12 protein-coding genes are annotated in these 13,916 nt (G+C 71.1%); 7 read left to right on the forward strand and 5 right to left on the reverse strand.

Annotation, left to right across the window (positions count from 1 at the left end):
* Positions 1-60: 60 nt before the first annotated feature.
* Positions 61-516, forward strand: a complete 456-nt coding sequence (locus tag IM770_RS05295) for an Hsp20/alpha crystallin family protein (RefSeq protein WP_203580092.1) — start codon at positions 61-63, stop codon at positions 514-516.
* Positions 517-608: 92 nt separating this feature from the next.
* Here IM770_RS05295 and IM770_RS05300 read toward each other — a convergent pair whose 3' ends face one another.
* Positions 609-1,193 (reverse strand): thymidine kinase, encoded by a 585-nt coding sequence (locus IM770_RS05300; protein ID WP_203580093.1) that lies wholly within the window; start codon positions 1,191-1,193, stop codon positions 609-611.
* A gap of 64 nt (positions 1,194-1,257) precedes the next feature.
* Here IM770_RS05300 and IM770_RS05305 point away from each other — a divergent pair, with 64 nt between their 5' ends.
* The 3 genes from IM770_RS05305 (at position 1,258) to IM770_RS05315 (ending at position 4,116) form a co-directional block, all read left to right on the forward strand.
* Positions 1,258-2,376 (forward strand): DUF2804 domain-containing protein, encoded by a 1,119-nt coding sequence (locus tag IM770_RS05305; RefSeq protein WP_203580094.1) that lies wholly within the window; start codon positions 1,258-1,260, stop codon positions 2,374-2,376.
* A gap of 70 nt (positions 2,377-2,446) precedes the next feature.
* A complete protein-coding gene (locus IM770_RS05310; RefSeq protein WP_203580095.1) occupies positions 2,447-3,385 on the forward strand; it encodes an ABC transporter ATP-binding protein in 939 nt (312 codons plus the stop codon).
* Positions 3,382-4,116 carry an ABC transporter permease gene (locus IM770_RS05315; protein ID WP_203580096.1) on the forward strand — a complete coding sequence of 245 codons (735 nt, stop codon included), beginning with the start codon at positions 3,382-3,384 and terminating at the stop codon, positions 4,114-4,116. The genes IM770_RS05310 and IM770_RS05315 overlap by 4 nt, the downstream gene beginning before the upstream one ends.
* Positions 4,117-4,172: 56 nt before the next feature.
* On the opposite strand, the gene IM770_RS05320 is transcribed toward IM770_RS05315, so the two are convergent.
* Positions 4,173-4,613: a MarR family winged helix-turn-helix transcriptional regulator gene (locus IM770_RS05320; protein WP_203580097.1), complete on the reverse strand. Its 441-nt coding sequence runs from the start codon at positions 4,611-4,613 to the stop codon at positions 4,173-4,175.
* 42 nt (positions 4,614-4,655) lie between these two features.
* On the opposite strand from IM770_RS05320, the gene IM770_RS05325 reads away from it, so the two are divergent.
* Both IM770_RS05325 and IM770_RS05330 read left to right on the forward strand, forming a co-directional pair.
* Entirely contained in the window at positions 4,656-6,458 is a 1,803-nt protein-coding gene (locus IM770_RS05325; protein WP_203580098.1) for a DUF2207 domain-containing protein, read from the forward strand.
* A 345-nt stretch (positions 6,459-6,803) separates the two neighbouring features.
* Positions 6,804-8,021, forward strand: coding sequence for a putative hexosyltransferase (locus tag IM770_RS05330; RefSeq protein WP_307785381.1), 1,218 nt, complete (start codon positions 6,804-6,806; stop codon positions 8,019-8,021).
* A 250-nt stretch (positions 8,022-8,271) separates the two neighbouring features.
* Here the strand turns inward: IM770_RS05330 and IM770_RS05335 are convergent, their stop codons facing one another.
* Positions 8,272-8,724, reverse strand: a complete 453-nt coding sequence (locus tag IM770_RS05335; protein ID WP_203580099.1) for an NUDIX hydrolase — start codon at positions 8,722-8,724, stop codon at positions 8,272-8,274.
* Between the two features lie 96 nt (positions 8,725-8,820).
* Positions 8,821-11,457: a carbohydrate-binding protein gene (locus IM770_RS05340; RefSeq protein ID WP_203580100.1), complete on the reverse strand. Its 2,637-nt coding sequence runs from the start codon at positions 11,455-11,457 to the stop codon at positions 8,821-8,823.
* A gap of 208 nt (positions 11,458-11,665) precedes the next feature.
* Here IM770_RS05340 and IM770_RS05345 point away from each other — a divergent pair, with 208 nt between their 5' ends.
* A complete protein-coding gene (locus IM770_RS05345; RefSeq protein ID WP_203580101.1) occupies positions 11,666-13,015 on the forward strand; it encodes a hypothetical protein in 1,350 nt (449 codons plus the stop codon).
* Between the two features lie 30 nt (positions 13,016-13,045).
* Here the strand turns inward: IM770_RS05345 and IM770_RS05350 are convergent, their stop codons facing one another.
* The gene (locus IM770_RS05350; RefSeq protein WP_203580102.1) at positions 13,046-13,843 is read right to left on the reverse strand and encodes a response regulator transcription factor; all 798 of its coding nucleotides are present in this window, start codon (positions 13,841-13,843) and stop codon (positions 13,046-13,048) included.
* Positions 13,844-13,916: the final 73 nt, after the last annotated feature.

The raw sequence follows: 13,916 nt of genomic DNA on the forward strand, positions 1-13,916 counted from the left end.
GTGCTAATCTGGACGTAGTTGAGCCGAGGCGGCTCAACTCTCGAACGAGAGGAGATAACCATGGCCACGTACGACCCGTTCCGCGATCTCGACCGCCTTGCGTCCGGTCTCTTCGACGCTCGCCGCGGCCCGCGCCGCATGCCGATGGACCTCTATCGCGACGGCGACCACTACGTGCTGACCGCCGACCTGCCGGGCATCGACCCGGGCTCGGTCGACATCGACGTCGACGGCCAGCTGCTGACGATCCGCGCCGAGCGCACGCTCCACAGCGGCGACGACGTCAAGTGGATCACCCGCGAGCGCGAGGCGGCGAGCTTCCTGCGCCAGCTGAACCTGGGCCAGGGCATCGACACCGAGCGCATCGCCGCGAGCTACAACAACGGCGTGCTGAGCGTCACGATTCCGGTGAGCGAGAAGGCCAAGCCGCGCAAGATCGAGGTGACGTCCGAGGGCTCTGCGCCGACCATCCGCGCGCACGAGTCGAGCGAGACGCCGCAGCCGATCGAGCAGTAGCGACGCGCCGCTTTCGAGATGACGGATGCCTCGCCCCGGGCCAAGGGGCGAGGCATCCGGCGCGTCGGCCACGAGGCATCCGCCGCGTCCGGCTAGGTGCGTGCGCCGCCGGTGAAGTGCCGCCGGCAGCGCGCCTGGTACGACTCGATGCCGCCCACCTGAGCCCGTGTGGGGATGCGCGGATCGCCGCCGCCCTCGTCCACGATCCGCTGGTGGAAGGCGGCGTCCTCGCCGCAGACGGCGCACACCGCGGTGAGCTTGAGCACGTCCTCGGCCATCGCCATCAGCGCGGGCAGCGGCTCGAACGGGCGGCCGTCGAATGTGATGCACAGCCCGGACACCACCACTGCGACCCCGTCCGCGACGAGCGCGTCCACCGCGGGCACGAGCTCGGGGCCGAAGAACTGCGCTTCGTCGATCGCCACGAGGTCCAGTCCTCGCCCGCGCACCGACGAACCGAGCGCCTCGGCGTCCGGCACCGACCGCGACGGGATGCTCAGTCCCGAATGCGAGCTGACGAGGCCCTCGCCCCGGCGGTCGTCGAGTGCGTGGCTGACGACCTCGACCTCGAGTCCTGCGATGCGGGCGCGTCTCACGCGGCGCAGCAGTTCCTCCGACTTGCCGGCGAACATCGGACCGGCCACCACCTGCAGCCTGGCCTGGGTGCGCGTGTGCATGGCGCCCAGACTACGTGCGGCTAAGCTCTCACCGACCCGCCCCGGACCGTCAGCAAGGATGCCGATGCCCGCAGATTCCGCCGCGCCCGTGCCCGCGGCATCCGTCCGTCCCGAATCGCACCCGCGCACCGCGCCCACCCCCGCGGACGCCGGGCGCAGGGAGCGGGAACTCACGGCTCCGGTGTCGCTGACGCTGCCGAACGGGCGGCTCGACCCCGACGCCATCGGCTTCGCCCGCCGGCCGCTCGTCGACACCTCAGGCATCGGACGAGGCCTCGGGCGCAACAAGCGCTGGGAATACTGGAACGTCACGACCCCGACGCACATCCTCGCGCTCACCGTGTCGTCGCTCGACTACGCGGCGGTGCACGAGGTGTGGGTGTTCGACCGCGCGACCGAACGCTCGTGGGGGACCTCGGCGACGGTGCTGCCCGCGCGCGACGTGCACTTGGCACTCACCGTGCGGGAGGAGCGGGGCCCGGACTGCGCGGCGCGAGCGCGCGCGAAAGACCTCGAGATCGACGTCGATCCCCGGCCCGCCACGGCGGGCGAACCCGCGGGCACGCGGCTGCGGGCGCGGATCCCGGAGGCCTCGTTCGACGTGTTCGCCGCGCTGCCCGAGGGGCACGAGAGCCTGGCCGTCGTGGTGCCGTGGAGCAGCCGCCGGTTCCAGTACACGGTGAAGGACGTCGCGCGCCCCGCGCACGGCTCGGTCACCGTCGAGGGGGTCACGTACGACGTCCCCGCCGGAGAGTCGTGGGCCGTGCTCGACCACGGACGTGGGCGCTGGCCCTACGCCATCGGCTGGAACTGGGGAGCAGGGTCGGGGGTCTCGAGCGGTCGCACGATCGGCATCCAAGTCGGCGGGAAGTGGACCGAGGGCACCGGCTCCACCGAGAACGCGTTCTTCGTCGACGGTCGTCTGCACAAGATCCACGACGAGCTCTCGTGGGACTACGACCTCGCCGACTGGCGACGGCCATGGCGGGTCGCGGGTGGCGGGCTCGCGGCATCCTTCACCCCCTTCTACGACAAGGTGACGCGCACGAATCTCGGCATCGTCGCATCGCGCACCGACCAGTGCTTCGGCCACTGGGCGGGCACGTTCACGCTGCCGGACGGTGAGATCGTGGCGCTCGAGGGGATCCTCGGATGGGCCGAAGAAGTGCGCAACCGCTGGTGACGCACGCGCCGTCTTCACGTGACGCGCGCGGGGACTGGTGCCGGGGCGCGGTGGGGTCCACTATTCATCCGTGACGAATGACACGGTGACGGATGCCGTCCACGTGCGTGATCTGCAGGTCCGGCGCGGCAGCACGGAGGTGTTCGCGAGCCTCGATCTCGACATCCCGCGCGGCCAGATCACCGGGCTGATGGGGCCGTCGGGCTGCGGCAAGACGACGCTCATGCGGTCGATCGTCGGGGTGCAGAAGGTCGCCGGCGGCCGCGTCACCGTGCTCGGCGAACCGGCCGGCTCTGCTGCGCTGCGCCGCCGGGTGGCGTACGACACGCAGGCCGCGTCGGTGTACGGCGACCTCACCATCCGGCAGAACCTGCGCTACTTCGCCCGGCTCGTGGGCGCGCCGCGCAGCGACGTCGACCGCGTCATCGACGAGGTCGGTCTGGCCGAGCAGCGCGACCAGACGATCGACTCGCTCAGCGGCGGGCAGGAGAGCCGCGTCTCGCTCGCGGTCGCGATGCTCGGCGCGCCGGAGCTGCTCGTGCTCGACGAGCCGACCGTCGGCCTCGACCCGGTGCTGCGGACCGAGCTGTGGGAGGTGTTCCGCGGTCTCGCCGATGCGGGGGCGACGCTCATCGTGTCGAGCCACGTCATGGACGAGGCGCTGCGCTGCGACCGCCTGCTGCTCATGCGTGCCGGTCGCATCATCGCCGACACGACCCCCGACGGCCTTCTCGCCGACACCGCGACCACGGATCCGGATGCCGCGTTCCTGGCCCTCATCGAGCGCGACGCCCTTCGACAAGCTCAGGGGCCGGGCGGTGCTCAGGGGCCGGGCGGTGTTCAGGGACCGCAGGAGTCGGTCGGTGAGCCTGTCGAACCGCATCCGCTCACGCGCCGGGAGGCCCGCGAGCAGGCGCAGCACCCGCACGGGCAGGCGCAGCACCCGCACGGGCAGGCGCAGCACCCGCACGAGCAGGCCCAGCACCCGCACGAGGGAGGCCGGCCGTGAACGGCGCGCTGACCCTCGCGACGGCGGGGCGCGTGCTGCGTCAGCTCAGTCACGACCCGCGCTCGATCGCACTCATGCTCGTCGCGCCGAGCCTGCTGGTCGGCCTGTTCGCGTGGCTGTTCAGCGATCAGGAGGGCGTGTTCGACCAGTTCGGCGGGCCTATCCTGGCGCTGTTCCCGTTCATCGTGATGTTCCTCATCACGTCGATCACGACGCTGCGCGAACGCCGGTCGGGAACCCTCGAGCGGCTCATGACGACCCCCATCGCCAAGGCGGATTTCATCCTCGGCTACGGGCTCGCCTTCGGTCTGATGGCGACGCTGCAGGCGGTCATCACGGTGACGTTCGCGGTGTGGGTGTGCGGGCTCGAGGTCGAGGGGCCGCTGTGGCAGCTCGGCCTCGTGGCCGTGGTGGACGCGATCCTCGGCACGGCACTCGGGCTGCTGGCGAGCGCCTTCGCGCGCACGGAGTTCCAGGCGGTGCAGTTCATGCCGCTCATCGTGTTCCCGCAGATCATCCTGGGCGGTTTGTTCATGCCGCGCGAGGACATGCCCGACGCGCTCTACCAGATCTCCAAGATCCTGCCGCTGAGCTACGCCATCGACACCATCAACGCGGTGACCGCCGGCGATGAGGGGTGGGACGTCTTCGGCCCGCTACTGGTCGTGGTCGCGTTCGCCGTCGGAGCGCTCATCCTCGCGTCGCTCACCCTCCGTCGCCGAACCCCGTAGCACCACTCGTCTCTGAGCCTGTCGGAGGCGCTTCGACAGGCTCAGCGAACGGGGGCTCAGCAGCTGGGCTGCTTCTTCCGCAGCTTGGCCGTGAGCTCGCGGAGCTGGGCGAGCTCGTCGTCGGAGAGCAGCGACATGCGCTCGGCGATGGCCTTGCCGTGCGAGCTGGCGACGCGGCGGAACAGTGCGGCTCCGGCATCCGTCGCGTGCACGAGCGCACCGCGGCCGTCGTCGGGATCCGCGCCCTTCGTGAGCAGACCGCGCGCGACCATGCGATCGACGAGGCGCGAGACGCTCGGCTGGCTGATCAGCATGTTGGCGGTCACGTCGCGCAGGCGGGCGGTGAGGTCTTCCGCGCGCGTGACCGTGAGGAGCACGTCGTACTCGGCCTGCGTCAGCGTGTCTTCGTGGAAGTCGTCGTTGATGTCGCCGAACACCTCGTGCTGGGCCCGGAAGAGGCTCTCCCAGGCATCGATGGCGAGTCGGCGGTCGGTCATATCGACAAGATTAGGGCAGGGGGCGGACCCTAGGCTGACCCCATGGGGTCTTCTGTCGTCGCTTCGTCGCGTCCGCGCGCGCTCGGGATTCTCGGCCTGGTGGCGGCTCTGCTGATCGGGATGGTGTTCACAGCCGTCGACACCGCTCCGGCCCGTGCCGACGTCGATGACTTCGCCTTCGAGAGCCTCGACGTCGAATACCAGCTCGATCGGGCGGAGGACGGCACCAGCACCCTCACGGTCATCGAGACGTTCGTGGCGCTCTTCCCCGAATTCGACCAGAACCGCGGCATGCGCCGCGCCATCCCCGACAGCTACCTCGGCGCGCCGCTGCGCCCGGAGCTCGTGTCGATCACCGACGAGAACGGCGCTCCGCGTCCGGCCGAGACGGAGTCCGAGGACGGCTTCTACCTGATGGTGTCGCGCGCCGATGACTTCGTGCACGGACGCCAGACCTACGTCTTCACGTACACGCTCGAGAACGTCACGAGGTACTTCTCCGACACCGGCGTCGACGAGTTCTACTGGGACGTCAACGGCACTGCCTGGCCGCAGCCGTTCGGTCGTGTCACAGCGCGCGTCACGATGCCGGACGACCTCGACGCAGCCCGCACCGGCGCGCAGGCCTGCTACTTCGGCTACCAGGACGACGAGCAGACCTGTTCCGTCGACGTCGAGTCCGACGGCGCGGTGACGGCGTCCGTCGAGAACGTGCAGCCCTTCCAGACGGTGACCATCGCGATCGGATTCGCGCCCGACACGTTCACGGAATTCGACACGTCGTACTTCGCGTCGCCGTGGGGCTGGCTGCAGAGCATCGTCGCGGTGCTGGGGCTCGGCACCGCCCTGGTGCTCGCCCTGGTGACGCGCCGGCGCCATCTGCGCGACGCGCCCGGGCGACCCGTGATCATCGCCGAGTACACGCCGCCGCGCGAGATCGATGCGCTCGAAAGCGCGGTCCTGCTGGGGCACACGACCAAGGCCATCCCGGCCGAGGTGCTCGAGCAGGCCGTGGTCGGCAGCATCCGCATCGAGGAGGGTCCGGCGAAGCGGTTCGGCGGCACGCGGCTGAAGGCCGTGCTGGTGGACCCCTCGCTCGCGGACGGGGATGGACGGATGCTGCTGCCCGGCCTCTTCCCGTCGGGAGTGCCCGGTGAGGAGTTCGAGTTCGGGCGCAGCGACACCAGGTTCTCCACCACCGCGCAGAAGGTGTTGAAGGCGGCATCGTCGGAGCTGAGGGAGCGGGGCCTCCGCCGGCACGTGCCCGCCGGCGCTCGTGCGTGGCCGATCGTGATCGCGATCGTCTCGGCGGCGCTGGTGGTGTTGTTCGGCATCGGCGCGCTCGTCTCGTACGTGGCGCCGCTCGTGCCGATCGTGCTGCTCGTCGCGGGCGTGCTCGCCGCGCTGGTGGTCGCGGGTCTCGTCTCGCGCAAGCCGCTCACGGCGGCGGGGGCGGAGGTGCGCGACCACCTGCAGGGCTTGAAGCAGTTCATCGAGTGGGCCGAGGCCGATCGCATCCGGATGCTGCAGTCGCCGCAGGGAGCGGAGCGCGTGCAGGTCGACATCTCCGATCCTCGGGTGAAGCTGAGGCTCTACGAGAAGCTGCTGCCGTACGCGGTCGTGTTCGGTCAGGAGAAGAAGTGGGCCGATGAGCTCGCCATGCTCTACGGCGAGGGCAACTCGCCGGGCTGGTACGCGGGAGGCTCCGGCTTCAACGCGGCCGCCTTCTCGGCCGGGATCTCGAACCTGTCGAGCTCGGCGTCGGCATCGTCGTCGTCCGGCGGCTCGTCGGGCGGCGGCTCCGCCGGCGGCGGAGGCGGCGGGGGCGGCGGCGGGGGAGTGTAGGCGCGAGGCACGAGGCACGAGGCACGAGGCACGAGGCGCGAGGCACTAGGCACGAGGCACGAGGCGCGGCGCGGAGGCGCGGGCGCGCGTCGGTCCGGGCGCAAGAGTAAGGGCCGGTCGGAGAGGCTACCGACCGGCCCTTGTCCCTTGCACCAAGAGTGTCCTGCAATCACATGCCGGCAGCTGCCACAGCAAAACAACTACCGTGCCAGCACTCTATAACGGCCAGATAACAGAGGCAAGGGTTTCTCGTTATGTTTTCGTGATGTCTCGGCTCCGGGCGTGGCCTGCTCTCGAAGCGGTTCCGTCACGGAGCGTTTCTCTGCGCCTGTCATACTGCGCCGCGTGCAGACGCTGACCCGGACCGAGAGAACGATCGCGCCCGTGCTCGTCGCGCCGGCGGCACGTATCGCTGCCGTCTACGTCGCGGCGCGGCTCGCCACCACCATGTTCTTCCTCGTCGCGTCGGCGTGGTCGCCGCAGGACTCCCGCTTCGGGAACCGCGCCGACCTGTGGACGTACATCGGCGCCTGGGACGCACAGTGGTACCGGCGCATCGCCGAGGAGGGCTATCCGGCGGTGCTGCCGCTGACAGAGGCGGGCGACATCGCGCAGAACGCGTGGGCGTTCATGCCGCTCTATCCCTGGGCGTCGGCCGGCGTGGGCGCGCTCCTGGGATCGTGGGCCGCGGGAGGGGTCGTGATCTCCCTGGTGGCGGGATACCTGTGCTGCCTCGTGCTGCGCAGCATCCTCGTCGAGCGCATCGGCGAGGCGGCGGCGCTGTGGGCGGTGGCGTTCTTCGCCGCGGCACCGCTGGCGGCGATGTTCCAGGTGGCCTATGCCGAGGCATCCTTCCTGCTCCTGGTTCTTCTCGGGATCCGGTGCCTGCAGCGGCGCCGCTACGGCTGGCTGTACGCGCTCGTGCCCGTGATGGCGTTCACACGGCCCGGCGTTCTCGCCTTCGCGCTGCTGCTCGCGCTGTTCGCCGGGTGGCGGTGGATGCAGCGCCGCACCGAGCCCCTGCGGCGCCTCGAACTCTTGCAGCTGGGTGGCGCGGCAGCGCTGGCCGTGGCTCTCGGGCTCGCGTGGCAGGTGATCGCGGCACTGGTGACCGGTCAGGCGGATGCGTATCTCGACACCGAGCTGTCGTGGCGGCGCCTGTGGATGGGCGACACCGGCGCGTTCGTGCCGGGCGAGGGCTGGCTGCTCGCGGCCGACTACTGGCTGCACGAGTGGGGTGTGGCGCCCGGTCTCGCGCCGGCGGCCGTTTTCGGGCTCGTCGCGATGGTCGCGATCGTTCTCACGGTCGAACCGCACGTGAAGCGACTCGGGGTCGAGATCCGTCTGTGGGTCGCGAGCTACCTGCTGTACCTGCTCGCCGTGTTCCTGCCGCAGTCGAGCATCTTCCGGCTGCTCTTCCCGCTTGCGCCACTGGCCGGCGCGCTGGCGCTGCCGGCGAGCACGGCGTGGCGCGTCGGCGTGCTGATCGCCTCGCTCGTGGGCCAGTGGTGGTGGATCTGGAACATGTACGGACTCGGCACCGAGTTCTGGCACATCCCCTGATCCGACTGCCGCATCGACTGGGGTTGCGGCAAGAGTCAGGGCCGGTCGGAGAGGCTACCGACCGGCCCTTGTCCCTTGCACCAAGAGTGTCCTGCAATCACATGCCGGCAGCTGCCACAGCAAAACAACTACCGTTCCTGAACTCTATAACGACGGGGTAACGATGGGAAGGGTATGTCGTTATCTTTTCGTGATGGATTTCCTGAGCATCAGCAGGGGCGTTCCGCGGGCCCCGGCCCTCGCCGAGGCGTCAGAATCCGACGTTGAGCAGCCCCACCGAGGTGTTGTCGCGGAGCCACTCCAACGCCGTGCGCTCGTACGCGGGCACCTCGGCGGGCAGGTCACCGAGCGCGAACCATCTCAGCTCGGCGCACTTGTGCGGTTCCCGGATCGTCGGCTCGCCGTCCCACGACGAGCACGTGAAGAACCAGTCGACGCGCTGCTCCCTCGGGTTCGACGTGCCGTCCGTGCGCTGCATGACGGATGCCGCGACCATCGCCGATGTCGGAACGACGAGGCCCAGCTCTTCCTCGAGCTCTCGGACGGCCGCGCGGACGGCCGTCTCGCCCGGCTCGAGGTGGCCGGCGGCGCCCGCCGTCCAGAAGCCGTCCATGTACCCGGTGTTCTGTCGCAGCTGCAGCAGCACCTCGCCGTCGCGCACCAGGTAGACGTACGCGGCGGGGATCAGGCTGTAGCGGGTCACCGGACGACCCTAGCGGTCGGACTCGACATCGACATCGAGTTCGAGAGCGCGTCCGGATCCGGGCTGTCGGCGGCGTGGCCGCCGACAGCCCGTGCCTCAGCCGAGGCGCTCCCAGGGGCCGTTCTTCTTCGCCCCGGGCTCGTCGCCTCGAGTCCACCATCGGGCGCGCCACAGCTCGCCGCCGAACGACGCGATGTCACCGGCGTCGAAGATGCGCGATGCCGTCCACACCGCGACGCCCGTCGGCGTCGCCGCGATCTCCTGCCACGCGCCGTTCTTCTTGCTGCCCGGCGCCTGGCCGCGCGTCCACCACGAGGCGACCCACGCCGCGCCGCCGTGCGCGACCACGTCGCCCTCTACGTACACCGATCCCGCGTTCCACGCCGCCGGCTCTGCGGCGGCGGTGTCGTCGCCGACGATGATGCCGCGGCCGTTCGTCGCGATGTAGACACGGCCGAACACATCGGGGTCTCCCTCGATGTCGGCGCCGATCCAGCCCCACTGGTGGGCGTCGTCGTTGATCCGCCACCAGCTCGCGCCGCCGTCCGTCGAGCGATAGACCCCGCGCTCGCCGTCCCGCGACGCCGCCGTGTAGATCGCGGGCGTCGTGGCACCCGGCGCCGCCTTGCCGAAGCCGACCGTGTCGGCCTCGTCGAAGCCGCTCGTGGCGGTCCAGGTCGCGCCGGCGTCCTGCGAGTGCCACAGTCCGTAGGCGCCGCCCTCGTCCGAACCGCCGGCCAGCCACACATCGCCGATCGACCCGGGCGTCGCTGCGAATCGCACCGGGCCCTCGTCGGGGAGCGTGCCCTCGCTCACGGCGGCGAACGTCGCGCCCCCGTCGTCGGAGCGATAGAACACGCCTCCCGCGAACGCGTACACGCGCCGCGGATCGACCCGGTCGCTCTCGACGCGGGCGCCCGCCGGCAGCCCCGCCACCTCGGCGAACGTCGTGCCGCCGTCGGCCGAGTGACGCACCGCGACGCCGTCGGGCGTCCAGACGATGCCCGAGCCGTCGGCGTTCACCGTGACCGTTCCCGACCCGGTGGCGCCGTCGGCCGCGGGTGACGTCGTCCACGAGTCGCCACCGTCGACGGATGCCGCGACCACGCGCGCGCCGCTCCCGTCGGTGCCCGCGCGCACGATCACGTCGGGCTCGAGCCCTGCCACGTCCACGCTCGTGCCCCCGCCGAAGTACGGCGCCTGGAAGCTCTGCGGCACGCTGTCGAGGTCGTCATGGATGAAGCCGCCGAGGTCGAGCATCGCCGACACGACGTCGATGTCGCCGGCGGGCGCGGCGAGATCCTGGATCGCCGTCTCCTCGATGCCGAACGCCTCGGGGGCGAGGTGGATGACGCCGCCGGGCTCGTCCCACGCGGTGAGGTCGTCGCTCCGGTAGATCGTCGCCCCGGTGCCGTACATCAGCTCATCGGAGTCGAACGGGTCGATCTCGAGCGCCGACACCATCCAGCCGAGCTTCGGCGTGGGCTCCGCCCACGGCACCGGCCCGCTGACCTCCTTGCCGAACGCCAGCCACGGCACGTCGTCGATCGACTGCGAATACCGCGCGGCCACGTACGAGCCCGACTCGTCGTACGCGTAATCCCAGATGGGCGTCCACGTCTCGCCCCGGTCGGTCGAACGGAAGATGAGGATGTCGGGCCACCACTGGATCTGCGACGCGACCATGATCGTGTCGGGATCGCTCCGGTCGATCGTGAGCCCGGCGAATCCGAAGTCCACGCCCACGGGCCGCAGGGTCGGCGTGACCTCGGTCCACGTGCCGTCGTCGATGCCGTAGCGCCACACCTGCCCGTCCGACCCGTCGTACGGGCCGGAGGTGTTGCTGGTGGAGAGGTAGAGGAACCGACCCGCCTCGTCGACGATGCCGTGGTGCGGCAGGAAGCCGGTCGGCGCCCCCGCCACCGGCTGCCACGTCGCACCGGCGTCGTCGGAGCGGTAGAGGATGTCGTCGGTGTCGGCCACCGCGGTGAACACCGTGCGCGTCGGGGCTCCGGCATCCGTCGTCGACGTGTCGAATGCCGTCCACAGCACGCCGAGGTTCTGCATGAGGTAGGAGTTGCCCGACCCCGCGTCGGGCACGAAGTCGCCGGCGTTCGGGAACGACTCGACGCGCGAGAAGGTGGCTCCGGCGTCGGTCGACCGCCAGAGTCCCTGCCCCTGTTCGGCACCGTAGTAGAGCACGTCGGTGTCGCTGGGGTCGACCTGCAGGCGCTCGCCGATGCCGCGGCCGGGCATGTTGCCGCCGACCTTGAAGGGGAGCGGTGACGCGTCCCACGTGGAGCCGTAGTCGTCGGATCGCAGGATCGCGCCGGGGGACGGATCCCACTCGTTCGTGTACATGCCGGTCGCGACGTAGACCCGGTTGGTCTCGATCGGGTCGGTCGCCAGGCTCAGCACGCCGAGCCGGTTCCAGTCGTCCCAGCCGACGTGGTCGAGGAGCGGCACCCACTCGTCGCTGTCGCGATCGAGCCGGTAGGCGCCGCCGATGTCGGTGCGGGCGTACACGAGGCCCGGCTCGGTCTGGCTGTAGACGATGCCCGGCACGTAGCCTCCGCCCGAGATGGCCGCGTTCGACCACTCGTATGAGGGAGGGACGGATGCCGCGAGCGCGGGTGCGTCGGTCGGCTGCGCAGTGGCCGGGGGGACGACCGAGAGGGGGATGACGACGCCGGTCGCGACGACGAGTCCGATGGCGGAACGCCTGAATCTCACGATGAAACACTCCTGTCGTGTTCGGTGATGGGTCTTCTTCGACCGAGGGCGACGATATCGAAGCGCTTCGAATCTGTCGAGGGTGAGCGTGCCCGCGAAGGCAAGTCCGGGGAGCGGGGGTGGCGCAAACGCCACCTATCCGCGCGGGCGGCCCCGCTCCACACTGACGAGAGGCGGCTCGCGCCGCACACGATGAGGGGAACATCGCATGCGGGGATATCTGGGGGCCGCGCTGACGGCGGCGCTCGTGGGGACGCTCGGGATCGCGCCGGCCGCCGGGGCGACGGCGGCGGGGCCGCCGTCGGCCGGCGCGACCGCCCTCGGCGGGTGCGAGATCCATGTGATGAAGGGTCCGGACGGCGCCTACGACGGCACCGTGATGGACATCGAGCGTGTGCCAGGCAAGGGCGTCGTCTACTACGGCAGCATGATCGTCCCGCAGGACGACGGCACCGAAGCCCGTCGCGCGTTCGTGTGGTTCGGGCTGGGCACCGAGCCGGTGCCGGTCGGCCCGGCCGGCACACTGTGGGACGTCGCCTTCGAGCTGACGCCGAGCGGCTGGATCAACGGCCAGAGCACCGTGGACGATTCCGGCCGCGAGCGCGCCTGGGTGCAGAATCTGCGCACCGGCGCGCTGACGTGGGTGGAGACGGGCGATGCCGAGGGGATCTACGTGCGGCGGATCAACGACCGCGGCGAGCCCGCGGGCACCCTGTACACCGGCGAGTTCACGGCGGACGCCGCGTGGTGGCCCCGGGCCGACCGTGCCCCTCGCCTGCTCGGCGGCGGAGACCTCGGATCGGCCGAAGCGTGGGCGATCAACCACCGCCGTGAGGTCGCCGGCTCGTACGCGGTCGAGGTGCCGGACGGCGTCGTGCCGCAGGGTGTCGTGTGGACCTCGAAGGGCACCGCGTTGCTGGGGAGCAACCCGGGCGTCGCGGCCGACACCTTCTCGCGCGTCCTGTCGGACGCCGGCCAGGCGGCCGGCGGTGCCTGGTACGGACCGTGGGACGGCGGGCACTACGAGGCGGCCCGCTGGCCGGAGCCCGCGACGATCGAGTCGCTGGGGCTGCTGCCGGGCGGCGGATTCAGCGGGGTGTACGGCCAGTCCGAGGGCGGCTGGGTGACGGGCGTCGCCGACGTGTTCGATCCCGAGAGCCCGGCGGCGGCGGAGTGGGGTGCCGTCGACCACAGCGTGCTGTGGACCGACGACGCCGACACCGTCCGGGTGCTGCCGAGTCCGTACGCCGCCGCGAACGGGCTGACGGACTGGCGCCAGTGGTACGGCGGCATCGCGCACGGCGTCAACGACGCGCTCGACCAGGTCGGCTCGGCCTCGCACGTGGGCTGGGGCGATGCCGGCGAGGTGCTGTACGGCGCGACGGTCTACGTCCACGCGAGTGCGTGCGGTGAGGCGGTGCCGACGACGCACGCGGCCTTCTGGGAAGAGCCGTCGACGGATGCCGCGACCCGGCGCCTCTCGGCCGCGTCGACGCCGCAGCCCGAGGCGTACCGCCACGAGGCGGTGCGCGATCGGGCCGGCGACCGACCCGAGTGACCGGGATCGTGTGCCGGGGCGCCGACCGGATCAGCGACCGGCCGGAGTGATCGCCGCGCCGCGCCGGGCGGGCGACGTCCACAGGACCGCCAGCTCGGTGCGCGACCTCGCGCCGGTGCGCGCGAACAGGTCTTCGACGTGCTTGCGCACGGTGCGGGGCGAGATGCCGAGCCGCAGCGCGATCTGCTGGTTGGTATGGCCGCGGGCCACCAGCGCGACGACCTCGGCCTGGCGGGCGGTGAGCTCCCGCGCCGCGACGGCTTCTCCGGACGCCTCGCCGTCGCCATCGACCGCGGTCGCCGCGACGGAGAGCCGGTCCAGCAGCGCGCGCAGCTGCAGGGCATGGCGGAGCGCCTGCACGATGGTCGCCGCCGGCTCCAGTTCGTTCTCGGTGAAGTCGCGCGACGACCGCCACAGTGAGACGAGTGCCAGCCCGTCCGGAGTGCGCGCGACGCGCATCGCCGCCTGGTAGCGCGCGCCCGTCGGCTCGAGGCACACCTGGAACACCTCCGTGGCGGCGAACTCGCGCAGGTCGACGACGTCGGTGAGCCGCGGCGCCGGGGCGTCGGCGGTCGCCACGTGATGGGCGTACGGGTGTGTCGGCAGCAGCCGCGCCCACTCCGCGTACTCGCCGGGGCTGAGCGGCGCCCGGCCGTGCTCGGTCACGACCGACTCCCGCGGGTGCACGAGCGAGATGTCGGAGAACGACGCGAAGTCCGAACCCACGAGGCGGGCCAAGAGTCCCAGCGCATCGGGCAGGCCGTCGTGGCCGTCGACCACCGCATGGCACACGTCGGCGACGCGGCGTGCCACAGCATCCCCCTGCATGCCTCGAGTATGAGCCGCCGTGCCGTGCCGCGCCAGAGCGGATCCGGCGGGGCGATCCGAAGACGCCCTTGAC

Source organism: Microbacterium hibisci, from assembly GCF_015278255.1.
GTDB lineage: Bacteria > Actinomycetota > Actinomycetes > Actinomycetales > Microbacteriaceae > Microbacterium > Microbacterium hibisci.

Coding starts and splice junctions, on each gene's coding strand:
- IM770_RS05295 (WP_203580092.1), top strand. CDS start 61: ATGGCCACGTACGACCCGTTCCGCGATCTCGACCGCCTTGCGTCCGGT.
- IM770_RS05300 (WP_203580093.1), bottom strand. CDS start 1,193: ATGCACACGCGCACCCAGGCCAGGCTGCAGGTGGTGGCCGGTCCGATG.
- IM770_RS05305 (WP_203580094.1), top strand. CDS start 1,258: ATGCCCGCAGATTCCGCCGCGCCCGTGCCCGCGGCATCCGTCCGTCCC.
- IM770_RS05320 (WP_203580097.1), bottom strand. CDS start 4,613: ATGACCGACCGCCGACTCGCCATCGATGCCTGGGAGAGCCTCTTCCGG.
- IM770_RS05325 (WP_203580098.1), top strand. CDS start 4,656: ATGGGGTCTTCTGTCGTCGCTTCGTCGCGTCCGCGCGCGCTCGGGATT.
- IM770_RS05345 (WP_203580101.1), top strand. CDS start 11,666: ATGCGGGGATATCTGGGGGCCGCGCTGACGGCGGCGCTCGTGGGGACG.
- IM770_RS05350 (WP_203580102.1), bottom strand. CDS start 13,843: ATGCAGGGGGATGCTGTGGCACGCCGCGTCGCCGACGTGTGCCATGCG.